Origin of the sequence: Micromonospora fulviviridis (genome assembly GCF_014648395.1) — a bacterium.
Lineage (GTDB): Bacteria > Actinomycetota > Actinomycetes > Mycobacteriales > Micromonosporaceae > Micromonospora > Micromonospora fulviviridis.
Window position 1 is genome coordinate 49,035 of record NZ_BMRA01000009.1, and the last position, 23,681, is coordinate 72,715.

Consider the following 23,681-nt stretch of genomic DNA (forward strand, 5'->3'; position numbering starts at 1 on the left):
CAGCGCCGTCGGTGACGGCCATCGAGGAAGAGGTGGCTCATGGTGGCTCTACGGCGGCTGCTCGCCGGCCTGACCGCGGCGGTGGTGACCGCCGCGCTCGCCCTGGTGTGGACGGCGGCGCCGGCCCACGCGGACGAGGCGTGGGAAAGCGCGCTCAAGAACCTGATGTCGAAGACCGCCACCTGGGCGGAGGGCGGCCTGTCCCGCGTCGGCCGGCTCGGCCAGCCGTTGCCGCTGCTCGGCGTCAGCCCGGGCGCGCTCGTGGACACCGACAAGCTCGCCCGGAAGGCGTCCGACGCCCTGGCCGGCGGCCTGACCAAGGACGACGTGGACCTCGGCGGCGGCACCCGGTTGACCAGCACGGTCACCACCAGCGGCGGCGACCACCTGCTCGACGTGGTGGTCACCACCAAGCGGCAGGTCACCGCGAAGGACCTGGCGGTCGGCGGGGTGACCGTCGCCAAGGCGGTCGACGTCACCGGCTGGGCGACCCTGCACCTGCGGGCCCGGCACACCGCTGCGGGGCAGACCTACCTGGTCCGCGACGGGGACACCCCGCGCCTCGACATCGACGCCGCGGCGACGCTCCGCGCCGACCTGGACCAGGCCACCGCCTCGGTCGGCATTCTCGGCGTCACCCTCACCGCCGGCAGCACCCTCACCGCCCGCACCCACGTCAAGGCCACCGTCACCGACCCCAACGGCGACGGCCGGCTCGCCTTCGACACGGGCGCCGGCGCCGGCACCGGTGAGCTGGGCGCGGCCGGCTCCCTCAGCGGGCTGGTCCAGGTCGCCCTGGACAACGCCGGCGGCGGCCGGATCTCCGACACCGAGACCGAGCCCGGCCCCGGCTCCGTGCACGGCCAGGTCAATCTCGGCGCGGCCACCGCCGGCGCCCCCTTCGCCCTGCCCGCCGTCGCCGCCACCGTCAAGGTCGACTGGAACGACATCAGCGTGGGCAGCCCGACCGTCACCACCACCGGGCTCGACGAGACCATCGCCAAGTTCCGCAACATGAGCCCGCTGGACCTGGCCTCCGGGTTGGCCCAGCTCGCCACCCTGCTCAGCGGGGTGCAGCAGAGCGGGCCGGCCGGCAACCTGAGCCTGCCCTTCCTCCGCGGCACCTTCGCCGACGCGGTGAAGGTCAACGAGAAGCTCGCCGGCTTCCTCAAGAAGTACGTGCACCCGAAGCCGGACGACCCGGAGTTCGACCCGGCCACCGACGACCCGGCCAAGGCCGGCCAGCCGAAGTTCAGCTCGATCCAGCAACTCGTGGCGCTGCTCGCCGCCGAGGGGCTGCCGGTCGACAACCTCTCCTTCGCCGGCGAGAAGCTGGTCTTCCGGGTGAAGCTGGAGCGGGAGTCCACCGTGGCCGTGCCGCTGGACCCGGGCGCCGCCTCGGTCTCCGGCCGCGGCGCCACCTTCACGGCCAACGGCTTCAGCGTCGACGGGAACCGGTTCACCCCCGGTGAGCTTGTCGGCCAGCGGGTGGTCGCCGGCACGTCGGCCGGCACCATCGCCGCGAACACCGCCACCACGGTCACCCTGGCGGAGGACTGGATCGGCGGCCGGCCCGGCCCGGACAGCGTCTGGGTGATCAGCGGCTCCAGCCCGAACATCGGCGCGGTCGAACTCGCCGGCACCCTCACCAAGCCGGCCGGCGGCGACAAGAAGGTGGGCCTGCGGGCGGCCAACGCCCAGGCCAGCTTCGCCACCGTGAAGCCCCGCTACAGCGCGGCGGTCACCCTCGTGCTCGACCTGCGCGACGACCTCGGCAGCCCGGCCGCCAACGCGGACCGGGTGCTGCTGCGTACCGACCCGGCCACGCCGCTGTTCGCGGCCGACTTCCCGGTGACCACCGCGGTCGACTTCTTCGCCAACGCCGGCTTCCTCAAGGTCAGGCTCGGCGGCGACCTCGCCGTCGGGCCGGCCGCCGCCGGGCAGCGGATGCTCCAGGTCAGCTTCAAGCAGGCGCAGGACGTCAGCCTCGGCGAGCTGTTCCGCCGGTTGCAGTCCGAGCCGGGCAACCTGCTCGCCGTCTCGTCCTCGGTGAAGACCACCGGCCGGGTCACGGTCAGCGTCCCGGGCGCCACCGGCGCGCTCGGCCAGGGCGTCGGCGTGGACGTCAGCTGGAAGGCCGGCGAGCAGCCGGTGGTGGACACCAGCAGCCTCGACGGCATCTTCGCCGTCGACTTCAACCCGGACGACCCGAAGGCCCTCTTCGCGGTCGTGGTCGAGGCGCTGCGGCTGGTCAACGCCGCGCTCTCCCAGCCCGGCGGCGGCAGCGGGCCGCTGAACACCGAGATCCCGCTGCTCGGCCGCTCGGCCCGGGAACTGCTCGGCGCGGACGAGAGCGGCGTCGGCAAGGGCGTCACGTTCGCCGCCGACGGGGCGAACTTCCTGCTCAAGGACGGCAACCGCAGCGGCGACGCGGCCTTCGACCCGCGGCTGGCCGGGCGGACCGTCGTGATCGGCAGCAAGGCATACCGGGTGCTGGACCGGGTGGACGGCCAGACCCTGCGGGTGGACGCCGCCGGCACGCCGAAGCCCGCCGACGGCACGGCGTACGCGCTGCGGCCCGAACTGGCCGACGCGCTGGACAAGCTGCTCGCCGCGCCCCCGGACACCCTCCAGGACGCCCTCGACCAGCTCAACAACGCGATCGGCGAGGACAGTGGGATCCAGTTCACCCTGGACGAGCGGGCCGGCGGCCCGTACCTGCGGATCGGGCTGGACTGGAAGCGCAACGTCCGCACCGCCGGACCGCTGGCCTTCGCCTGGGACGGCGCCCGCGAGCTGGTCAGCCTGGACAGCTCCGGCACCTTCGCCCTCGACGTCGACGCCCGGGCGCAGCTCGGCCTGCTGCTGCCGCTGAAGCTCAACGCGGCGCCGCTGCTGGACAAGAACTCCTCGGCCAAGGTCACCGTCAAGGGCGGAGTGGACGACGCGGCGCTCGCCGCCCGGGTCGGCCCGCTCGCCCTCGACCTCGGCAAGGACCCCGACTTCGCCACCGTCAAGGCCAACCTCAGCGTCGGCCTGGGCGGGCTCGCCGCCGACGGGCCGGTCACCGACCTGCTCGGCCTGACGCCGACGTTCACCACCGCCGGCGTGGACTGCGGCGGCGGGGTCGGCAGCGCGACCACCCCGGTCTGCGCCCGCGCGCCGCTGTTCGTCAACAACTGCGAACCCGCCGACGCCACCAACCTGCTCACCTTCACCATGGGGCTGGACCTGACGCCGCACGCGCAGACCCCCGACCTCACCTCCTGCTTCGCCAACCTGTCGCTGAAGCTGACCGACTTCAACGTCGGCATCGACGGCTACCTGGCCAAGGTGGAGGAGGCGCTCCGGCTGGCCAGCTTCGACGGCAAGCTGCCGCTCGTCGGCGACGACCTGCAGCAGGGCCAGAAGTTCGTGGCGCAACTGCGCGCGGACGTCAAGGCCGCGATCGGCCCGGTGCTGGCCAACGCCACGCTGGACAGCGCGGGCATGCAGACGGCCCTCAACGACGTGCTCAAGGACCTGGACTCCGGCGTCAGCGCGGTGGTCGGCTGCCGCAGCGGGGTGGCCACCCCCTGCCAGCCGGAGGACTTCCAGTCCATCCGGATCAAGCTGACCGCCTCGCGCGGCGCGCCCTCGGCCGCGGACGGCTGCAAGGACGCCAGCGACAGCGACAAGTGCCTCGGCGTCAACGTGCCGCTCGACCTGGGCATCCCCGGCCTGTCGCTGAAGGCGAAGAAGGGCGCCCCCGACGGCATCCAGGCCAAGCTGGGCTGGAAGCTGCACCTGGACCTGGTCCTCGACCGGGACGAGGGCTTCTACGTCCCCACCCACGACGGGGACACCGCGCCCGAGGTGCAGATCGGCGCCACCTTCGACATGACCGGCGACCTGGCCGCCCAGCTGGCCTTCATCCAGGTGAAGGCCACCAAGCAGGGCACCGCGCCGCTGGTGCGGGCCTACTTCGGGGTCGACCTGAAGGGCTCGGCGGGGGAGAAGAGCTGCTTCGACCCGGCGGTGGCCGCGGACTGCGCCGCCGACGCGGACGCCAAGCTGACCCTCGCCGAGTTCGCCGACCTGGGTTCGCTCATCGCCACCGACCTCACCGCCGAGGTGAACATCGGCTGGCGGCTGGCGGCCGCCGTGGACACCGGCGGCGACGTGTCCGCGCTGCCCGGCGTCAGCGCACGCTTCGCGCTCAAGTGGGGCCTGAAGCACCAGCAGGGCGGGCTCAGCGCGACCGGCGGCAACGTCACCACGCCGCTCCAGGTCACCTTCACCGACATCGCGCTGGACGCCGGGGCCTTCTTCACCAAGATCCTGAAGCCGGTGGTGGAGAAGATCAAGGCGGTCACCGGCCCGCTCCAGCCGGTCATCGACACCCTGTACGCGCCGATCCCGGTGCTGTCCGACCTGTCGAAGGCCACCGGCGGACCGGACATCACCCTGGTCTGGCTGGCCAAGACGTTCAGCACCCTGACCGGCGGGCCGAAGCTCGACTTCGTCGACACCGTACGATCCGTGATCACCTTCGTGAACCGGATACCCACCTCCTGCGCCACCAACTGCTCGATTCCGCTCGGCGCGTTCCAGGTCGACTCGGCCAGGGCGTTGACCACGGAGGTGTCGCCCGCCTCGGCCGAGAGCCTGATCGACCGCGGCACCGGCTACCAGCCGGCCAAGGCGTCGGACGTCAAGACGGCCGTCGACGGCGCGGCCGGCGGCGACGCGGGGAAGCTGTTCACCCCCGACGAGAACGGCAAGACCAACGCCCAGAAGACCGGCTTCAGCTTCCCGGTCTTCGACAACCCGGGCTCGCTGTTCGGGCTGCTCATGGGGCAGGACGTCGAGCTGGTCAGCTTCGACTCCGGCCCGCTGTCGCTCGGGTTCAGCTGGCGGCAGTCCTTCGGCCCGGTGTACGCCCCGCCGCCGGTGCTGGTCACCCTCTCCGGCAGCGCCTCGGTGACCGCCCGGTTCATCGCCGGCCTGGACACCGCCGGCATCCGGCACGCCGTGGAGGCCGCCACCGAGGGCACCGACCTCGACGCGGTCAGCCTGCTCGACGGCCTCTACTTCAAGACCACCGACAGCAGCGGCAAGCCCGTGCCGGTGGTCACCCTGCGCGGCGAGATCGCCGCGGGGGCCGAGGTCAGCGTGCTCATCGTCAAGGCGGGCATCGAGGGCGGCATCCGGCTCACCGTCGGGTTCAGCTGGAACGACCCGAACAACGACGGGAAGTTCCGTACCAGCGAGTTCCTCCAGGCGCTGCTGGTGAACCCGGTCTGCCTCTTCACCACCAGCGGGCAGCTGTCGGTGTTCCTCAAGGTCTACATCACCATCGACCTGTTCCTGTTCTCCAAGACCTTCGACTTCACCCTGGTCGACGCCACCCTGCTGGACTTCCGCGCGCAACCCGACTGCAAACCGAAGCCACCCGAGCTGGGCGGCACGGTCGACGACACCCTCGTCGTCTTCGCCGGCAGGTTCGGCAAGAAGGAGCAGCGCGGGGACAAGGCGTGGGACAACGGCGCCGGCACCTACGCCGGTGACGTGGTGAAGGTGTACGCGCTGCACTACGCCGACGCGGGCACCGAGGGCGCCACCGACGACTTCGACGGCTTCGCGGTCGAGGCGCTCGGGCGCAAGCAGGAGTTCCTCGACCCGAACCTGACCCGGGTGGTCGTCGACGGGCGGGGCTACCAGGTCGCCGACGCCGACAAGGTCTCCCTGTCGGTGCTGCTGCTCGGCGACGGCGACACCAGCGGCGACGGCACGAAGACCTCGGCGTTCGACAAGGCGGCCGTGGTCCTCGGCTCCGACGGCCGGGACCAGATCCGCACCGGCACCGGTCCGGCGTGGGTGGACGGCCGCGGCGGCGACGACGTGATCGTCACCGCCGAGGCGGCCGGCCAGGTCAGCCGGGTCGCCGGCGGCGCCGGCAAGGACACCGTCACCACCGGCGACGGCAACGACGTGGTGGCCGGCGACAGCGATCTCGGCGCGGTCGACCGCTCCGGCACCACCGTGCACACCTCGGTCGGCGACAAGAGCCTCACCGGCCTGGTCGACTGGACGAAACTGAAGGACCCGACCGAGGAGACCACCGGCGCGGACGACCACGTCACCGTCGGGCACGGTGCCAGCACCGTCTACGGCAACGGCGGCGACGACGTCGTCGGCGTGGTCCTCGACGACCGGCCGAACGGGAAGAACCTCCTGGTCGGCGGCCCGGGCGCGGACATCCTCAACGGCGGCAAGGGCGACGACACCATCCACACCGCCGGCAGCGGCGTCCCGGCCGACCCGGACGCGGCCGGCAGCGGCGACGCCGGGCTGACCAACAAGGTCGACACCGGCGCGGGCCAGGACACCGTGCACGGCAGCGCCGGCGCCGACCTGGTCGTGTCCCACTCGGCCAACGGGCAGACCGGCCACCTGTACGGCTACGGCGGCGACGACGTGCTGGTCGGCGGCTACGGCACCGACGAGCTGTTCGGCGGCCCGGACGAGGACTACGTGATCGCCGAGCCGTCCAGCGTCGGCGACCCGGACGGCACCGACGGCTACGGCCCGGCCCGCCAGGTCGTCCACCAGCCGCTGCCGGCCGGCACCCAGTCGCAGACCAAGCTGCTCGTCGGCGGCCTGGGCAGCGACCACGTGGTCGGCGGCGACGGCGGGGCGACGGTCTTCGGCGACAAGCGACTGACCGCCGAGACCTGCGCCGACGCCAGCCTCGCCGGCGACCAGCCGGCTCCCACCGACCAGGGCGCGGCCGACCTCATCCTCGGCGGCGCCGGGGTCGAGGTGGTCACCGCCGGCAGCGGGAACGACCGCGCCGACCTCGGCGGCGGCGACGACCGGGCCTGCGGCCAGCTCGGCGACGACACCCTCCACCTGGGCGGCGGCGCCGACCGGGCCTGGGGCGGTCCGGGCGTCGACCAGCTGCACGGCGACGACGGGATCGACCTGCTCTTCGGGAACGCCGGCGACGACGGCCTGTACGGCGGCACCGGCGTGGACACCGCCGAGGGCAACGAGGGCGGCGACCAGGTGCTCGGCGGCCCGGACGACGACGTGCTCTACGGCGGCGGACGGGTGGCCGGCGTGGCCGACGGCCGGGACTTCGTCTACGGCGAGGAGGGCGTGGACCGGATCGTCGGGGACAACGGCACCCCGCGCATCGGCGACGTCGGGCCGTACCCGCTGGACCTGGCCGGCGACGTGCCGGCCGCCGGCGCCGGGGACGTGCTCTCCGGTGGCCCCGAGGGCGACATCGCCTACGGCGGGCTCGGCGACGACCGGGTCGACGGCGACGGCGGGGACGACCAGCTGGAGGGCAACAACGGCGCCGACGTGGTCCACGGTGGCATCGGGAAGGACGAGATCGTCGGCGGCTCCGCCCAGGAGCCCGTCGCCGGCACCGGCCGCCCGGACACCGGGGACCAGCTCTTCGGTGACGGCGACGCCGACCTGATCGCCGGGGACAACGCCCGGTTCGTGCCGGCCACGGCCGACGCGACGCGGGTCACCCAGGCCCGGACCGTGCCGTCGCGCAAGGTCACCCTGCTCGACCTCGGGTTCGCCCCGGCGGCCGGCACCAGCGGCGGTGACCTGATCTCCGGTGGCGACGCCGACGACGTCATCTTCGGCCAGGGCGGACCGGACCGGGTGCACGCCGACGCGGGCGCGGACTTCGCCGAGGGTGGCCCCGGCTCCGACTGGGTCGAGGGCGACGCCGGCGACGACGACCTGGTCGGCGGCTCCAGCACCGCGTACGACGGGACCGGGGCGGCCACGACGGGCCAGCCGGACACCGCGGACGCCCTGTTCGGCGGACCCGGTTCCGACGCGGTCATCGGTGACAACGGCGCGGTGCTCCGCCCGCTTGCCGGTGAGCAGCCCACGGCCGTGACGGTCCGGCTCGGGGCGGACGGCAACCCGTTCGGCCCGCGGATCGTGGTGCTGCTGGACCGGGCGGCGGCCACCGCCAACCGGTCCGGCGCGGACCGGGTCAGCGGCGGCGACGGCGTCGACACCCTCTGGGGTCAGGACGGCGACGACGCGCTGACCGGCGACGGCGACGGCGACTACCTGGAGGGCAACGGCGGCGCGGACACGCTGCGCGGCGACACCGCCCTCGGCGCGGCGGGCCGCACCACGGTCTCCCCGCTGCCCGATCCGGGCTGGCCGGGTGACCCGGCGGCCCCGGCGGACCTGGTCGGCGCCGGTACGCCGGCCGGGCAGGACGACCTGATCGGCGGCAGCGCGGCCGCCGGGTTCCGGGACACCGGGGACGTGGTCGAGGGCAACGGCGCCGACGACGTGCTCCTCGGCGACAACGGCTCGCTGCTGCGCACGGTGACCACCGTCGACGGCAAGGCGGCCGAGCGGGTCTACACCGAGCGGTACCCGACCGGCGCCGTGCCGGCCGGCGCCACGGTGGCGCGGACCCACGACCCGGCCCTACCCGGCCCGTCGACCCGGTTCTGCACCACCGCGCAGGCCACCTGCGAACCGGCCGGCGCCTACGGCAACGACCAGCTCTACGGGGACGCCGGCAACGACGGGGCGTGGGGCCAGGACGGCGACGACGCGATCCGCGGCGGCGCCGGCGACGACGACCTCTTCGGTGAGCTGGGCGCGGACAGCCTCTACGGCGAGGACGGCCGGGACGCCATCCTCGGCGACCGCGGCGGCGTGGTGAACCAGTACCTCAACGCCGACGACGTGGCGGCGCTGGGCTTCACGGCGACGCTCTCCTCGGTCCCGCAGGAGACGTTCACCGGGTTCCGGGCCGGCGGCTACGACCGCCGGGTGGACCTGCTGCACGACACCGACGGGGACGCCTGGATCGGCAGCGCCACCTCGGCGCCCATGCCGTACGCCGGGCTGACCGCCGGGGCGGCCGACCTCATCCGGGGCGGGGCCGGCGCGGACAACATCCACGGCGGCTTCGGCGACGACGTGGCCAACGGCGACAGCGGCGGCGACGAGGTGTTCGGCGGCGAGGGTTCGGACGTGCTCTGGGGCGGCAGGGGCTGCGACCCGGTGCTCGACGCGGCCAACCCGCAGTGCCTGGTGAACGGCGTGTTCAGCGCCGCGGCCCGGGGCGACCAGGACCAGTACGTCGACCACCTGTTCGGCGGGGCCGGGGCGACCAGCGGCCCGGCGGTCACCGCCGTGCTCGGGTCCGACCTGCTGGACTTCCGGCCGCGCGGCTCCTACCCGGACAACTGCGCGGCGGGGGCCTGGCCGGTGGACCTGGCGGCCGGCACGGTCGACCCGTGCCGCTGGTTCGAGGCGACCAACCTGGACAACGACGTCCTGGCCGACAACCAGCACCACCACGGCACCGACTGGATCTACGGCGGCTGGGACCGGGACGTGCTCCAGGGCGACGTGACGCAGAACGGGCCGAACAACGGTGACCGGCTGTTCGACTGGAACGGCGCGTACAACCTGTTCACCCACTGCAACGCGGCGTACGGCGGGTTCAACGACGTCCGCCAGCACAGCCCGGCCATGCAGGACTTCCTGACCCGGCTGGCCTGGGCGAACGGCGCCGGTCGCAGCGCGAGCGACGTGACCACGGCGGGCACGTCGGCCTTCCTGGAACTGTCCTACGTGTACCCGCGGGACAACCCCGACCAGGGGGCGGGGGCGGCGTTCCCGAGCACTCCGGGGCACTTCGACACACCGTCCTGCACCGACTGAGCGACGCGTCCGGGGCCCGGCTCTCCGCGAGGGAAGCCGGGCCCCGGCGTGTTCAGCCCATCACCACGGCGTTGCCGGTCACCCGGATCCCGCCCGTGCCGGCGGGCACGTCGACCACCAGCAGGCCGGGCCGGCCCAGGTCCGCGCCCTGATGGAGGTGCAAGGTGGTCGGCGGCTCGACCAGATCGTGGGTACGCAGGTAGCCGCCGAGCGCGGCGGCGGCCGCGCCGGTCGCCGGGTCCTCGACGACGCCGCCCACGGGGAAGGGGTTGCGGACGTGGAACTCCGTGCCGGAGGCGCGCCACACCAGCGCCACGGTGGTCCAGTCCCGTCGCAGCATCAGGTCGCGCAGCCGGTCGAAGTCGTAGTCGAGCGCGGCCAGCCGCTCCCGGGTCGCCGCGCCGATGACCAGGTGATGGGCGCCGGCGTACGCGACGCGGGGCGGCATCGCCGGGTCGAGGTCGTCCGTGGCCCAGCCCAGGGCGGCGAGCGCCTCGGCCAGGTCGTCCGGCGTCACCGGCGAGTCGGAGGGTGCCACGCTGGTCAGGGTCGCCGTCGGCTGCCCGCCGGCAGCTCGACCGGTCGCCACCGGGACCACCCCCGCCCGGGTCCGGAAGACCAGCTCGCCGGTGTCGCCGCGCTCGGCGACGGCCACCGCCGAGGCGATGGTCGCGTGGCCGCAGAACGGCACCTCGGCCTGCGGGCTGAAGTACCGGACGTCGTACTCGCCTGGGCCGGTGGCGGCGAGGAACGCCGTCTCGGAGTACCCGACGTCGGCGGCGATGGCCTGCATCTGCGAGTCGGTGAGCCCACCGGCGTCGAGGACCACGCCGGCGGGGTTGCCCGCCGTCGGGTCGATGGTGAAGGCGGCGTACCGCAGGACTTCCGTCATGGCGCCACGGTACGCGTCAGCTACCGGCGGTCCTCGTCCACCGGATCTCGCCCTCGTGCCGTACGTCGGTGGGGGTCAGGCCGGCGGCGGTGGCGACGGCGGCCGAGGCCCGGTGCTCCGGGTGGATGTGGGCCATGATGGTGCGCACGTCCTGCCGCCCGAGCCAGGCCACCAGCCCCCGGGCCGCCTCGGTGGCGATGCCCCGCCCCTGCCACGCGGTCCCCACCACCCAGGCGATCTCCGCGACGCGGTCGTGGGCCGGGCCGCTGACGGTCGCCTGCACGGTGCCCACCAGGCACCCCTCGTCGCGCAGTCGGATCACCCAGTTGCACCAGGAGACCTCCGGGTCCGGCGAACCGGCGACAAGCCGTTCGTAACGGGCCCGCAGACCCGCCGCATCGGCCGGGGCCCCACCGATGAAGGCATGCAACCCCGGATCACCCAACACGACGGCCATCTCCCCGGCGTGCCCCACACCCAACGGCAGAAGAACCAGCCGCCCGGTGCGGATGCTCTGAACCAGGACGGAACCCATGCCTCACCCCCTACCGGAACCGGCGCGCTGATCATGAGGTTAGCCCCCTGGAACGCCCCGTCCACAGGAGCCAACCTCATGATCAACGCGGCAGGGGTCCATGGGCCGTCAGCGGCGCCACTTCTGGTTGGGGGCGCCGGTGCAGTCCCAGATCTGGAGGCGGGTGCCGTCGGCGGAGCTGGCGCCGGTGGCGTCCAGGCACTTGTTGGCCTGCGGGTTCACGATGTCGCCGTTGGCGGTGAAGACCCACCGCTGGGCGCCGGTGCCGTTGCAGTCCCAGAGCTGCACCTTCGCCCCGTTGGCGGTCGACCCACTGGTCACGTCGAGGCACTTGCCGAGGGCGCGGACCGAGCCGTCGGCGTTCCAGGTCCACCGCTGGGCGGCGGTGCCGTTGCAGGTCCAGAGCTGGACCGGGGTGCCGTTGGCGGTGTTGGCGCTCGCCACGTCCACGCACTTGTTGCCGTATCCGACGATCTGCCCGCCGGTGCCCCCGCCGCCGCCGTTGTCCCAGGCCTGGACCCGGACGTAGTCGATCGTCATGGTCTGCGGGAAGGTGGTGCTGCCGTCCGGCGAGCCGGGCCAGTTGCCGCCGACCGCGACGTTCATGATCATGAAGAACGGGTGGTCGAAGACCCACCGGTTGCTGCCCGCGTCGGCCGGGGTCTTGCGGGAGTACGCCACGCCGTCCAGGTACCAGGTGATCGAGTCGGGCGCCCAGTCGACGGTGTAGGTGTGGAAGGCGTCGGCGAGGGCCTGACCGTTCGGGAGCGAGGTGGAGCCGCCCAGGCCGTTGCCGCCGGAGTAACCGGGGCCGTGCAACGTGCCGTACACGGTGGACGGCTGCTTGCCGACGTTCTCCATGATGTCGATCTCGCCGCTGTTCGGCCAGGGGTTGGTGGCGATGTCGTTGCCGAGCATCCAGAACGCGGGCCAGAGCCCCTGCCCCCGCGGGATCTTGATGCGCGCCTCGAAGCGGCCGTACGCCTGGCTGAACGTGCCGTTGGTGAGCAGCCGGGCCGAGGTGTACTGGCAGCTGCCGTACCAGCAGGAGTAGCCGGCGGGGTTCTCCTTGCGGGCGGTGATGACCAGGTTGCCGTTGCCGTCGAGGGCCGCGTTGCGGGTGCTGTTGGTGTAGTACTGCAGCTCGTTGTTGCCCCAGCCGCTGCCGCCGATGTCGTACCGCCACCTGCTCCCGTCGGGAGCCGCGCCGGCCGGGCCGGTGAAGTCGTCGGACCAGGTCACCGCTCCGGGCGCGGCCACGGCGGGGGTGTCGGTGACGGTGGTCAGCGCGGCCGTGAGTCCCACGGCCGCGAGGGCCACGGCGACGATGGTACGGATCCTGCGCACGGTGCCTCCCCTGTTGTTAACAAACCATAAAGATAGACTTCGATGAAGTTATGAACGAAGCTCGGAGCTGTCAAGAGAGCGCTTCCCCGGGTGGGCGCGCCCGGTTCCGGAACCGGCCGGAAATATTGACGTAATGCGATGCGGTTCGGGAGGATCCGGAACCGGGACGTGGGCGGCCCGGGCCGACGGGGCACCAGGCGACCGGTCCCGTGGGGAGGCGCGAGATGAGACTGCCCAGACCTGTGACCCTCGCCGGGGCCGGCGCCCTCGTGGTGGCCCTGCTGCCGGCCCTGCCCGCGGCGGCCGCCGACACCGGCACGGTCACCGTCACCGCCGGCCGGTCGGTGTACGCGGCGGCCGAGGGGAGCCGGGTGCCGGTGGACCTCGCGGTGTCCACCTCCGACGGACGGCCACTGGCCGCGCCGGTCACCGTGCGCTGGGCCACCGGCGCCGGCACCGCGACCCCCGGCGTCGACTACGCCGCCGCCTCCGGCACGCTCACCTTCCCGGCGGGCGCCCCGTCCGGCGCCACCCGCTCGCTCACGGTCGCCCTGCGTGCGGACGGCACGGCGGAGACCGCCGAGACGCTGCCGCTGACCCTCACCGCCGACGGGGCCACCGTCGCGGCCCGGCCCACCGTGGTGGTCGCCGCGCACGGCCTGCCGTACCTCGACTCCCGGCTACCGGTGCGGCGGCGCGTCGCCGACCTGCTGGGCCGGATGACGCTCGCCGAGAAGATCGGCCAGATGACGCAGGCCGAGCGGGCGGCCGTCGCCGACGACCCGACCGCCGTCGCCCGCTGGCAACTCGGCTCGGTGCTCTCCGGCGGCGGCTCCACCCCGGCCAGCAACACCCCGGCGGCCTGGGTCGAGATGGTCAACGGACTCCAGGCTCAGGCGCTCAGCACCCGCCTCCAGATCCCGCTGATCTACGGCATCGACGCCGTGCACGGTCACGGCAACGTCGTCGGCGCCACGGTCTTCCCGCACAACGTCGGGCTCGGCGCCACCCGTGACCCCAAGCTGGTCGAGCGGGTCGGCCACGCCACCGCCGCCGAGGTACGCGCCACCGGCATCCCGTGGAACTTCGCGCCCTGCCTCTGCGTCTCCCGGGACGAGCGGTGGGGCCGCAGCTACGAGAGCTTCGGCGAGGACCCGGCGCTGGTGGTGTCGATGGAGACCGTCATCGACGGCCTCCAGGGGCGGCCCGGCCGGCTCGACGACCACGACCGGGTGCTCGCCACCGCCAAGCACTACGCCGGCGACGGCGACACCGACTACGACGAGGCCGTCGCCGCCGCGAACGAGGGCAAGCCCTGGTGGGAGCAGAAGTACCCGATCGACCAGGGCGTCACCGTCACCGACCGGGAGCACTTCGCCCGGGTGGACCTCGCCCCCTACCTGCCGGCCGTGCGGGCCCACCGGGTGGGCAGCGTGATGCCCTCCTTCTCCAGCCTGGACTGGACCGAGGACGGGCTCGGCAACCCGACCAAGATGCACGCCCACCGCGAGCTGATCACCGACGTGCTCAAGGGTCGGCTGGGCTTCGACGGGTTCCTGATCTCCGACTGGGAGGGCATCCACCAGATCCCCGACCCGTCCGAGCCGACCAACGGCGGGCTGACCGCGTACAAGGTCCGGGTCGGGGTCAACGCCGGCACCGACATGTTCATGGAGCCGTACAACGCCGAGCAGTTCGAGCAGTTGCTGCTGGCCGAGGTGACCGCCGGGCGGGTGCCCACCGCGCGGATCGACGACGCGGTGCGGCGGATCCTCACCAAGAAGTTCGAGCTGGGCCTCTTCGAGCACCCGTACGCCTCGGCCGACGACGTCGACCAGGTCGGCAGCGCGGCACACCGGGCGATCGGCCGCGAGGCGGTCGCGAAGTCCCAGGTGCTGCTGAAGAACAGCGGGCGGGCCCTGCCGCTGCGCCCGGACGCCTCGCTCTACGTGGCCGGCCGTAACGCCGACGACCTCGGCAACCAGGCCGGCGGCTGGACGGTCACCTGGCAGGGCGTCTCCGGCGCCGACGCCGTCCCCGGCACCTCCGTCCTGGACGGCATTCGCCAGGTCGCCCCGGAGGCCCGGGTCACCTACAGCGCCGACGCCTCGGCCCCCACCGACGGCGCCGAGGTCGGCGTCGTGGTGGTCGGCGAGACCCCGTACGCGGAGGGCTACGGCGACGTCGGTGGGCCCGAGTGCGGCTGGTGCAGCGCGCCGCAGCAGGAGGAGAAGTCGCTCCGGCTCCAGCCCGCCGACCGGGCGGTCGTCGACAAGGTGTGCGCGGCGCTGCCGACGTGCGTGGTGCTGGTGGTCTCCGGCCGGCCGCAGGTGCTCACCGACCAGCTCGGCGAGATCGACGCCCTGGTGGCCTCCTGGCTGCCGGGCAGCGAGGGCACCGGTGTGGCCGACGTGCTCTTCGGTCGCCGTCCGTTCACCGGCCGGCTGCCGGTGAGCTGGCCGCGGGACGAGGCGCAGGTGCCGGTCAACGTCGGCGACGCCGACTACCGGCCGCTGTTCCCCTTCGGCTGGGGCCTGCGCACCGACCCGGGCCGGGACCGGCTGGCCGCGGTCGCGGCCGACCGCCCGCAGGTCCGGGCCGCTCTCGCCGGATCGAACTGGCACGCGGACGGCTCGTTGCGTGACGCCCCACGGGCGCTGGACCGGCTCGGGCGGCAGCTCGGCGCCGACCACCGGGACGCCGCGCTGGTCGAGGCGATCCTCGGGGTGGCCCGGGACGCCGCCCAGGCTGCCGTGGTACGGGGGAGCGCGCCGGCGAACTGGGCGGCGCTGATCGCCGACGCCGACCACGCCCAGCTCACCGGCGACCCGGTCCGCGCGTTCACGCTGCTCGCCCGCGTCGCCGCCTGACGTGCCACGCCGGTCTCCCCGCGAGCGGTCGTCGGGGAGACCGGCGTGGCGTCAGGCTCCGGGTCGGGCAGCCTGACGGGGACCCCACGTCGACGTCGAGGCCGGCCGGCCGCTCGCGGTCCCGCCCGGCCCGGACGGCTGACCGGCCGCGCTCACTCCGCCCCGGTGGCGGCGGGCATGGGGGAGCGGTCCGGCCGCGGCTGCTCCGGTGGCGCCGGCCGGCGCAGGTCCCGCCACGGGCCGCCGAGCAGCGGGGTGAGCACCACCAGCAGGTAGCCGGTGCCGACGGCGACCAGGGTCGCGGTGGTGCCGAAGCGGTCGGCGGCCAGGCCGGCGCCGAACGCGCCCACCGGCATGGCCGCCCAGGCGCCCGCGCCGATCACCCCGTACACCCGGGCCCGCATGGTCGCCGGCACCCGTTCCAGCTTCACGGCGCCGATGAGCGGGTTGATCGCGCCGGCGGCGAGGCCGGCCACCGCGAAGACCGCGGCCACCACCGGCAGCGGCGGGGCGGCGGCGAGGGCCCAGAAGGGCGGGGCGCCGGCGACGGCGAAGGCGGTGACGAAGGTGGCGCGGCGGGGCAGCCGGTGCCCGACGGCGCTGAACAGCAGCGAGCCGACCAGCGCCCCGCCGCCCATCGCGCCGACCAGCAGGCCGAACGCCGCCGCTCCGCCGAGGTCCCGGGTGGCGACGACCGGCAGCAGCACGTTGCTCTTGGTCGCGTCGAAGAGGTTGGTGACCAGCACCAGCAGCACCATGGCGCGCAGCAGCGGCTCGCGGGCCAGGAAGCGCAGCCCGGCGGCGAAGTCCCGCCAGTAGCCGGACGAGGGGGTGCCCGGCTCGGCGGTCGGCCGCAGGCTCGCCGGCACCAGGACCGCCACCGCCAGCGCCGAGACGGCGAACGTCACCGCGTCCACGGCCAGCACCGGCAGCGCGCCGAGCGCGCTGACCAGCAGACCGGCCACCGGCGCGCCGATCAGGCGGGCGCCACGCTCGGTGGCCTCGAACCAGCCGATCGCCCGCTCGATGGGCACCCCAGCCGCGGTCGCCGCCTCGGGCAGCAGCGCGGTGCGGGCGGTCTGGCCGGGGGTGTCGAGCAGGCCGCTCACGAAGACCAGCCCGAGCAGCGCCGGAAAGGGCAGCCCCACCGTGGCGTGCAGCAGCGGTACGGCGGCGACCGTCACGCCGGAGACCAGGTCGGCCAGCACGCTGGCCCGGCGGTAGCCGATCCGGTCGACGAGCACGCCACCGAAGGCGCCACCGAGCACCACCGGGGCGGTGGCGAAGGCGCCGGCCAGCCCGGTGGCGGCGGGGGAGCCCGTCTCGGCCAGCACGTAGAGCGGCAGCGCGATCAGGGTGAGCATGTTGCCGGTGAGCGAGACCGTGTGCGCGATCAGCAGCCCGATCAGCGGGGTCCGGCGCGGCGGGGCCGGCGTCACCGCGGATCCCGGAAGGCGTGGTAGATCAGCGTGACGGTGTCGGCGCCGGGCCGGTCCCGGTCGCTGCGGGCCTGCCAGCGCGCGGACAGCGCCTCCAGGTCCGCCCGCAGCTCCACCAGTTCGTCGCTGGTCAGGTACAGCGTGGAGTCGCTGTTGGCGGTGCCACGAACCCACGCCGGGTCGAGGGTTGCCTCGGCGTCGAGGTAGGCCAGCAGCCGGTCGACGTACCGGTCCAGGATGACGCGGCGGAGCAGATCGGAGGCGGCCTTGCGTTCGGGGTCGGCGAGTGCCTCGACCGGCTCCCAGGAGGTCCGCGCGTGCGCGGCCCGCCACCACCGTTCCCGGCGGTTGCGGGCCAGCTCGGGGGCCTCCCGGACGAAGCCGTGCTCGGCCAGCTTGCCCAGGTGGTAGCTGACCGAGCCGACCGCCTCGCCGGTGACGTCGCTGAGCATGCCCACGGTCTGCGGACCGCGGATGCGCAGCTCGCCGAGGAGCCGGATCCGGGTCGGGTGGGCCAGCGCCCGCATGGCTCTCGGATCGGTCAGGTGCAGGGTGCTCGGCTCGTCCGCCATGCCGTCACCCTAGACCCACAACACATGATGTACAAGAAGTCTTGTATTAGCGGGTGCACGCGGGCCGCGCCGCATGCACGGGCGTTGATCAGGCCGGGCGGCGGCCCTTGAGGCGGCGGCCCAGCTCGCGGGCGATCTCCCGGTTGGCGTCCCGCTCCGCGAGGGCCTGGCGCTTGTCGTACGACCTGCGGCCCCGGGCCAGGCCCAGCTCGACCTTGGCCCAGCCGTTGGAGAAGTACATCGACAGCGGCACCAGCGTCACGCCGCCGTCGCGCAGCTTCTCCAGGATCCGGGCGATCTCCACCCGGTTCAGCAGCAGCTTCCGGGTGCGCCGGGGCTGGTGGTTGGTCCAGGTGCCGAAGCCGTACTCGGCGATGTGCAGGCCGTAGAGCATGATCTCGCCGTCGCGCTCCTGGGCGAACGCGTCGACCAGCGACACCCGTCCCTCGCGCAGCGACTTCACCTCGGTGCCGGCCAGCACGATCCCGGCCTCGTACGTCTTCAGGATCGTGTAGTCGTGCCGCGCCTTCTTGTTGGAGGCGACGAGCTTGCGCCCGGTCTCCCTGGTCACGCCCCACCTCCCGCTGGTCCGACGCCGAGCAGGATACCCGCCGGCAGCGGGCGCGCCGGGCGTCACGGTGGTGCGGCGGCCACGCGGCGGAGGTGCCCGTCGAGGTCGGCGAGCCAGCCGTCGACCTCCACCAGCGACAGCACGGCCGGCCGCTCCTCGCCGTCGCGCACCAGCCCGTGCACCTGCCGGGCGACGTCCCCGGTCCCATCCGCCGGCACGGGTGGCCGGTCGACCCGGCCCCGCGACACCTGGCGGCCCAGGTCGGCGTAGCCCTCCCGAAGCCGGGTGGCCCGGGCGGCCAGCGCGGTGGCCGGGCCGGGCCACGGGGCCAGCGCCCCGGGCCGGCGGTCGGCGAGCAGCGCCTGCCCGCCGTAGCTGGCCCGATGCGCGGCCGCCAGGACCGCGTCCCAGTCGACGTGGGACAGCCGGGGGTCGTGGCGCTCCGCGTGGTACTGGACGAAGGAGGCCGAGGCGAGGGCCTCCGCGCGCCGGGCCGCCTCGACGGCGGGGTGTGCGTCCGCCGTACCCGCGAGCGCCTCGACGATCCGCTCGGCGGCCCGCCCGCTCGCCGCCAGGTAGGCGCCGGCGTTGCGGCGCAGTTCGCCGCCGCTGCCCCGCGGCCAGAGCAGCAGGCCGGCGAGGACGCCCACCACGGCACCGATCGCCACGTCCAGCACCCGCGCGCCGGCCAGTTGCCAGGACGCCGGGTTGAGCTGGGCGAACACGACGATGAGCAGGAGGGTGAGCAGCGCCTGGGCCCAGCCCAGGCCGAGCAGGGGGCCGACGCCGAAGGCCAGCACCAGCGCCAGCGGCAGCAGGGCGGCGTACGCCTGCCGTTCGGGCGAGACGAGCAGGAGCAGGCCGCCGGCCGCGCCCCCGGCGACGGTGCCGACCAGCGCCGGACGCAGCGTGGTCCGGGTGTCCGAGGCGGAGGCCCGCATCAGGCTCAGCGTCGCCAGGAGCACCCAGAACCCGTGTTGCAGGTTGACCACCCCGGCGACCACCCGGGCGGCGGCCAGGGCCACGGCGAGCCGGACCGCTCCCTCCAGGTACACCGACCGCGGGGTGAGGTGCGCCCGGAACTGCTGCCGGTACAGCGACCACGCGCTGCGCCCGGCGTACCAGAACCGGTCCGGACCCGCCTCGGGCCGCGCAGCCTGCCGTCGGGGTGGACCGGTGGCGATCCCGACCGCCGTCGCGAACGTCCCGACCTGGTCGGCGAGCGCTCGGACCGCCGCGTCCACGCGTAGCCGGGCCGGACCGGCGGCCCGCCACGACGGCGGCAGCGCCCTGGCCCGCTCCGGCTCCTCGACGGCCGCGACGCCCGGCCGCCGCACGGCGACGTCGGCGGAGCGGCGGAGCGAGGCCGCGCACCGCCGGAGCGCGTCGGCCAGGTCGGCGTCCCCGCTGCCCGGCACGTCCGGCCGGGACGCCAGGGGCCCGGTGACCGCCAGCACCTCCTGGACGGCCGCCGCCGCGTCCCGCCAGGCCCGGTCGCGGCGGCCGGCCGAGGTGGGGCGGGCCGTCACCGGTAGTCGAGGCATCCGCACCTGGTCGACCAGTTGGGCGGCCCGCGCATGCCGCCGGGCCGCCTCCTCCGCCGCGCCCGGCCGGGCGACCAGCACGTCCGCCAGCGCGTCGACGAGGTCCGCGAGACCGCCCGCCGCCGTGGCGAGGCGCTGCGGGAAGGAGACCGGAGCCGGGTCCGGCCAGAGCGTCACCTCGGCGAGCGCGACCAGGACGGCGCCCAGCGTGACGCCGGCCAGCCGGGCCGGGAGGGATTCGGGCTGGTACGGCGGGAAGCAGGCCAGGATGTAGAAGAGCTGGAGCGCGTTGGCCAGCCCGACCAGGCGCGGCCCGCCGACTCCGGCGAACGCCACGGCGAACCCGACGACGAGCATCCCGGCGGACGCCGCCGCGGTGCTGACCGCCAGCACGGTGCCGACCGCCACGAGCGACCAGGCCACCGGCAGGGCCGTCAGGAGGGTGCGCGCCCGCTCGGCGGGCGGCCCCGGCAGCTGGGCGAAACTGCCCGTGGCGACCGTGCCGAAGAGGGCGTACGTCGCGAGCGTGATGTTGCCCAGGCCGTAGCGGCAGCCGTAGAAGACGAGCGAGGCGACGACGGTCAGCCGGGCCGCCCGGCGGATGATGCGGTAGCCCGGGTCCCGCCGGCGCAGCCGGTCCCGCAGCTCCTCGCCGGGCCGTCGACGCATGCCCACACCGCTCCCCGACAGGTCTACCCAGGGGGTGGCGGGCCGTCTGCCCCGGGACTCTATCCGCTCCGGCGCGGTGACGTTCCGCGGATGGACCGACGGGCGAGAGTCCGCGATCGGGATGCTCACTGTCACCGGCGCGCCTAGGCTGCCCGGTAGGCGAGGTGGGGAGCGGCGGATGACGCGGGTGGCGGTGCTCGGGCTCGGCGGCATGGGCGCGCCCATGGCGGCGAACCTCATCCGGGCCGGGCTGACCACGGTGGTCTGGAACCGGCACCCGGAGCCGGCCCGCGCGCTCGGTGACCAGGGCGCCGAGGTCGCCGCCGACCCGGCCGACGCGGTACGCCGGGCCGACGTGGCGGTGACCATGGTGACCGACGCGGCCGCGGTGCGCGCCATCGCCGTCGACCAGGGGATGCTGGCCGCGCTGCCCGACGGCGCGGTCTGGGCGCAGATGAGCACCATCGGGGTGACGGAGACCGCGCGCCTGGCCGAGCTGGTCGGCGCCGAGCGTCCCGGGGTGACCCTGGTGGACGCGCCGGTGGCCGGCAGCCGGGGCCCGGCCGAACAGGGCAATCTCGTCGTCCTGGCCTCCGGACCGGAGCAGGTGCGGGACCGGGTGGCGCCGGTCTTCGACGCGGTCGGGCAGCGGACCGTCTGGGTCGGGCCGGTCGGCGCCGGGTCGCGGCTGAAGCTGGTCAACAACCTGCTGCTCGCCTTCGTGAACGAGGGGCTCGCCGCGGCGGTGGCCCTCGGCGACGCGCTCGGCCTGGACCGCGACACCGTGCACGGGGCCCTGCGCGGCAGCCCGCTCGTGTCGCCCTGGGCCGCCGACAAGCTGGACCGGATCGCCGGGGACGACTACACGGCGCAGTACTCACTGGCCCTGGCGCTCAAGGACGTGGACCTCGCGCTGCGCGAGGTGCCGGCCGGCCGGTTCCCGGCCGCCGAGGCCCTGGCCGCCGAGTGGCGCCGCGCGGTCGAGCAGGGCCTCGGCGGCGACGACCTGACGGTCGTGACGCGGGCCCTCGCGAGGGAGTCAACCCCTCAGGGCTCCTGACAGAAGTGGTGGGCTTGACCTGGTCAGAGGTCGGTGTCGTGCACGAGGCCGCCGGGTAGCGGGACGCGGTCAGCCGCGTAGTCGCACGCGATAAACCTGGCGACGTCGGCGATCCTCCCCGGGATACTGGTCGCCCATGGAGGAGGTCGAAGTCGTCGTCGCCCACTCCGAGCGCGCGACTCTGCGCGTCGGTGACGTGTTCCTGAAGGTGGACGCCGATCAGGCGCGCATCGACGTCGAGGTCGAGGCGATGTCCCTCGCGCCGGTCCCGACCCCGGAGGTCCTGTGGCGCAAGCCGCCCGTGCTCGCGATCGCCGCCCTCCCGGGGACGACGCTTGGGCGCCTCGGCGGCCCGTCGACCGGGTCGCCGGCGGCGTGGGCCGCGGCGGGCGCCGCCATCCGGAAGCTGCACGAAGCGCCCCTGCCGCCCCTGCCGGGCCGGGCCGGCCGGAGCATCGTCGCGCTGGCGGCGGAACTCGACGACGAGTGCGAGTTGCTCGTGACGAACGGTGTCCTGCCCGCCGACCTGGTCACCCGCAACCGCCAGGTCGCCGAGGCCGCGCTCCGGCCGTGGACTCCGGCGTTCACACACGGCGACCTGCAGATCGCGCACGTCTTCGTCGACGGCGACGAGGTCACCGGCATCATCGACTGGTCCGAGGCGGGCCAGGGTGATGCCCTGTACGACCTCGCCACCTTCACGCTCGGACACGAGGAGCACCTCGACGACGTCATCGCCGGCTATGGCACCGACATCGACCTCGACGTGATCCACGCGTGGTGGTCGTTGCGAAGCCTGCTGGCAGTTCGCTGGCTGATCGAGCACGGCTTCGACCCCTTCGCGCCAGGCTGTGAGGTCGACGTGCTGAGATCCCGGATGTGAGGCTGCGCGGGCCCGACTGCTACGTGCCCCGGCCTCGTTCCAGTCCCGCGGCCGGTGGCGGTGTCCGGCAAGGCCGCACACCGCCACCGCGCGGTCCGGGGTTGTTCAGGGAACGGGTTGTACGGCCTCGGCGGGCGACGGAGAACGGGCCGGGCGCCCCGCCGTGGCGGCGGCCCAGCCGGTGGTGATCAGGACCAGGGCCGCCGCGTAGGTGGCCATGACCAGCAGGTCCCGGCCGGGGAAGTCGTTGCCCGCCGCGCCCACGCCGATCAGCAGGTCGGAGACGAGGAAGAGCGCCCCGCCGGCCGCCGTGCGCCGGGACACCCCGGCCGCGGCGGCGGCCATCAGGGACAGCGCCAGGCTGTAGGCGAGCACCGGCAGCCGCAGCGCCCCCAGCGAACCCCAGAGCAGCGCGTTCGCGCCGGCCCAGGCGAGCAGGTAGCCGACCGTCGCCGCCACCGGCGGCCGGCGGTGGCGCAGGAAGGCGGTGAGGAACGCGACCTGGGTGACCAGGAAGCACCCCATGCCGGCGAGGAACGCGGCCTGTCCCGGCACGAGCAGGGCCACGTCCCCGGCGGTGGCGGCGACCAGGCCCACCGCCACCGGGTCCACCCGGCGTCGCCGGTCCCACAGGTACGCCAGCAGCAGCGGCGCCAGCAGCGGCTTGGCCAGCCACTGTGTCGGCGTCGAGTTGAGCGCCACCCCCACCAGTTCGACCAGGGCGACGACCCCGAACAGGGCCAGCCAGGGGCGCCTCACCGGAGCGGCTGCCAGCCGGGACGCCCGAAGACGTAGCCGAGCAGCTCGCGCCAGGAGCGGGCGGATCGCACGTCGGCCCAGATCGCGGCGAACTCGTGGGTGGCCACCCGCAGCGGGTTGTAGGTCTGGATGTTCTTGGTCAGCCCGTACTGAGCCGGGGCCCGCTCGGGCTCGAAGGAGCCGAAGAGCCGGTCCCAGATGATGAGGATGCCGCCGTAGTTGCGGTCCAGGTACTCGGCGTTCGAGCCGTGGTGCACCCGGTGGTGCGACGGGGTGTTGAAGACGAACTCGATGGGCCGCGCCAGCACCCCGACCCGCTCGGTGTGCAGGAAGAACTGGTAGAGCAGGCTGATCGACTGCTGCAGGAAGATCATCCACGGCGGGATGCCGAGCAGCGCCAGCGGCAGCCAGAACGGCAGCGAGGTCATCGGCGTCCAGCTCTGCCGCAACGCGGTGGAGAGGTTGTAGTAGACGCTGGAGTGGTGCACCACGTGGCTGGCCCAGAGCACCCGGACCTCGTGGTGCAGGCGGTGGAACCAGTAGTAGGCGAGGTCGTCGGCGAAGAAGACGATCACCCAGGTCCACCAGTGGGCGGGGGAGAGGTGCACCGGCGCGACCGTCCACAGCGCGGCGTAGATGCCGACGGTGAGCAGCTTCCAGGGGAAGCCGATGATCTGGCTGCCCAGCCCCATGGAGAGGCTGGTGGTGGTGTCGCGCAGCTCGTAGCCGCGTTCCTCGTCGTCCGGGAGGAACCGGTAGGAGACCGCCTCGATGATGATCAGGAGCAGGAACGCCGGGACGGCGTAGAGCACGGCGGGGATCATGC

13 protein-coding genes are annotated in these 23,681 nt (G+C 74.2%); 4 read left to right on the forward strand and 9 right to left on the reverse strand.

Annotated features, from left to right (window positions below; translation table 11 throughout):
- The first annotated feature begins 39 nt into the window (after positions 1-39).
- Positions 40-9,714: a calcium-binding protein gene (locus tag IEY96_RS22915; protein ID WP_189196872.1), complete on the forward strand. Its 9,675-nt coding sequence runs from the start codon at positions 40-42 to the stop codon at positions 9,712-9,714.
- A 52-nt stretch (positions 9,715-9,766) separates the two neighbouring features.
- Here the strand turns inward: IEY96_RS22915 and IEY96_RS22920 are convergent, their stop codons facing one another.
- The 3 genes from IEY96_RS22920 to IEY96_RS22930 form a co-directional block, all read right to left on the reverse strand.
- Positions 9,767-10,606, reverse strand: a complete 840-nt coding sequence (locus IEY96_RS22920; RefSeq protein WP_189196873.1) for a PhzF family phenazine biosynthesis protein — start codon at positions 10,604-10,606, stop codon at positions 9,767-9,769.
- Positions 10,607-10,622: 16 nt separating this feature from the next.
- The gene (locus IEY96_RS22925) at positions 10,623-11,141 is read right to left on the reverse strand and encodes a GNAT family N-acetyltransferase (protein WP_189196874.1); all 519 of its coding nucleotides are present in this window, start codon (positions 11,139-11,141) and stop codon (positions 10,623-10,625) included.
- 108 nt (positions 11,142-11,249) lie between these two features.
- The gene (locus tag IEY96_RS22930; RefSeq protein ID WP_189196875.1) at positions 11,250-12,488 is read right to left on the reverse strand and encodes a glycoside hydrolase family 16 protein; all 1,239 of its coding nucleotides are present in this window, start codon (positions 12,486-12,488) and stop codon (positions 11,250-11,252) included.
- A 224-nt stretch (positions 12,489-12,712) separates the two neighbouring features.
- Between IEY96_RS22930 and IEY96_RS22935 the strand changes: the two genes are divergently transcribed.
- Entirely contained in the window at positions 12,713-15,358 is a 2,646-nt protein-coding gene (locus IEY96_RS22935) for a glycoside hydrolase family 3 N-terminal domain-containing protein (protein ID WP_189196876.1), read from the forward strand.
- 152 nt (positions 15,359-15,510) lie between these two features.
- On the opposite strand, the gene IEY96_RS22940 is transcribed toward IEY96_RS22935, so the two are convergent.
- The 4 genes from IEY96_RS22940 to IEY96_RS22955 all read right to left on the reverse strand — a co-directional run bounded on the left by IEY96_RS22940 (position 15,511) and on the right by IEY96_RS22955 (position 20,153).
- Entirely contained in the window at positions 15,511-16,797 is a 1,287-nt protein-coding gene (locus IEY96_RS22940) for an MFS transporter (RefSeq protein ID WP_189196877.1), read from the reverse strand.
- Positions 16,794-17,369 carry a winged helix-turn-helix domain-containing protein gene (locus IEY96_RS22945; RefSeq protein WP_189196878.1) on the reverse strand — a complete coding sequence of 192 codons (576 nt, stop codon included), beginning with the start codon at positions 17,367-17,369 and terminating at the stop codon, positions 16,794-16,796. Before IEY96_RS22945 ends, IEY96_RS22940 begins: the two co-directional genes overlap by 4 nt.
- A gap of 88 nt (positions 17,370-17,457) precedes the next feature.
- Positions 17,458-17,940 carry an SsrA-binding protein SmpB gene (smpB, locus tag IEY96_RS22950; protein WP_189196879.1) on the reverse strand — a complete coding sequence of 161 codons (483 nt, stop codon included), beginning with the start codon at positions 17,938-17,940 and terminating at the stop codon, positions 17,458-17,460.
- Between the two features lie 62 nt (positions 17,941-18,002).
- Entirely contained in the window at positions 18,003-20,153 is a 2,151-nt protein-coding gene (locus IEY96_RS22955) for an FUSC family protein (protein WP_189196880.1), read from the reverse strand.
- 121 nt (positions 20,154-20,274) lie between these two features.
- On the opposite strand from IEY96_RS22955, the gene IEY96_RS22960 reads away from it, so the two are divergent.
- Together IEY96_RS22960 and IEY96_RS22965 are read left to right on the forward strand one after the other, a co-directional pair.
- Entirely contained in the window at positions 20,275-21,213 is a 939-nt protein-coding gene (locus IEY96_RS22960; protein ID WP_373293629.1) for an NAD(P)-dependent oxidoreductase, read from the forward strand.
- A 136-nt stretch (positions 21,214-21,349) separates the two neighbouring features.
- On the forward strand, positions 21,350-22,096 hold the full coding sequence (locus tag IEY96_RS22965; RefSeq protein WP_189196882.1) for a phosphotransferase family protein: 747 nt from the start codon (positions 21,350-21,352) through the stop codon (positions 22,094-22,096).
- Positions 22,097-22,201: 105 nt separating this feature from the next.
- On the opposite strand, the gene IEY96_RS22970 is transcribed toward IEY96_RS22965, so the two are convergent.
- Together IEY96_RS22970 and IEY96_RS22975 are read right to left on the reverse strand one after the other, a co-directional pair.
- On the reverse strand, positions 22,202-22,855 hold the full coding sequence (locus tag IEY96_RS22970; protein WP_189196883.1) for a lysoplasmalogenase: 654 nt from the start codon (positions 22,853-22,855) through the stop codon (positions 22,202-22,204).
- Positions 22,852-23,679, reverse strand: a complete 828-nt coding sequence (locus IEY96_RS22975) for a sterol desaturase family protein (RefSeq protein ID WP_189197072.1) — start codon at positions 23,677-23,679, stop codon at positions 22,852-22,854. The genes IEY96_RS22970 and IEY96_RS22975 overlap by 4 nt, the downstream gene beginning before the upstream one ends.
- Between the last annotated feature and the right edge of the window lie 2 nt (positions 23,680-23,681).

Bases quoted from the DNA above. Each gene is read 5' to 3' on its own strand.
- IEY96_RS22915 (WP_189196872.1), top strand. From the start codon at position 40: ATGGTGGCTCTACGGCGGCTGCTCGCCGGCCTGACCGCGGCGGTGGTG.
- IEY96_RS22955 (WP_189196880.1), bottom strand. From the start codon at position 20,153: ATGCGTCGACGGCCCGGCGAGGAGCTGCGGGACCGGCTGCGCCGGCGG.
- IEY96_RS22935 (WP_189196876.1), top strand. From the start codon at position 12,713: ATGAGACTGCCCAGACCTGTGACCCTCGCCGGGGCCGGCGCCCTCGTG.
- IEY96_RS22960 (WP_373293629.1), top strand. From the start codon at position 20,275: ATGCTCACTGTCACCGGCGCGCCTAGGCTGCCCGGTAGGCGAGGTGGG.
- IEY96_RS22925 (WP_189196874.1), bottom strand. From the start codon at position 11,141: ATGGGTTCCGTCCTGGTTCAGAGCATCCGCACCGGGCGGCTGGTTCTT.
- IEY96_RS22920 (WP_189196873.1), bottom strand. From the start codon at position 10,606: ATGACGGAAGTCCTGCGGTACGCCGCCTTCACCATCGACCCGACGGCG.
- IEY96_RS22965 (WP_189196882.1), top strand. From the start codon at position 21,350: ATGGAGGAGGTCGAAGTCGTCGTCGCCCACTCCGAGCGCGCGACTCTG.
- IEY96_RS22945 (WP_189196878.1), bottom strand. From the start codon at position 17,369: ATGGCGGACGAGCCGAGCACCCTGCACCTGACCGATCCGAGAGCCATG.
- IEY96_RS22975 (WP_189197072.1), bottom strand. From the start codon at position 23,679: ATGATCCCCGCCGTGCTCTACGCCGTCCCGGCGTTCCTGCTCCTGATC.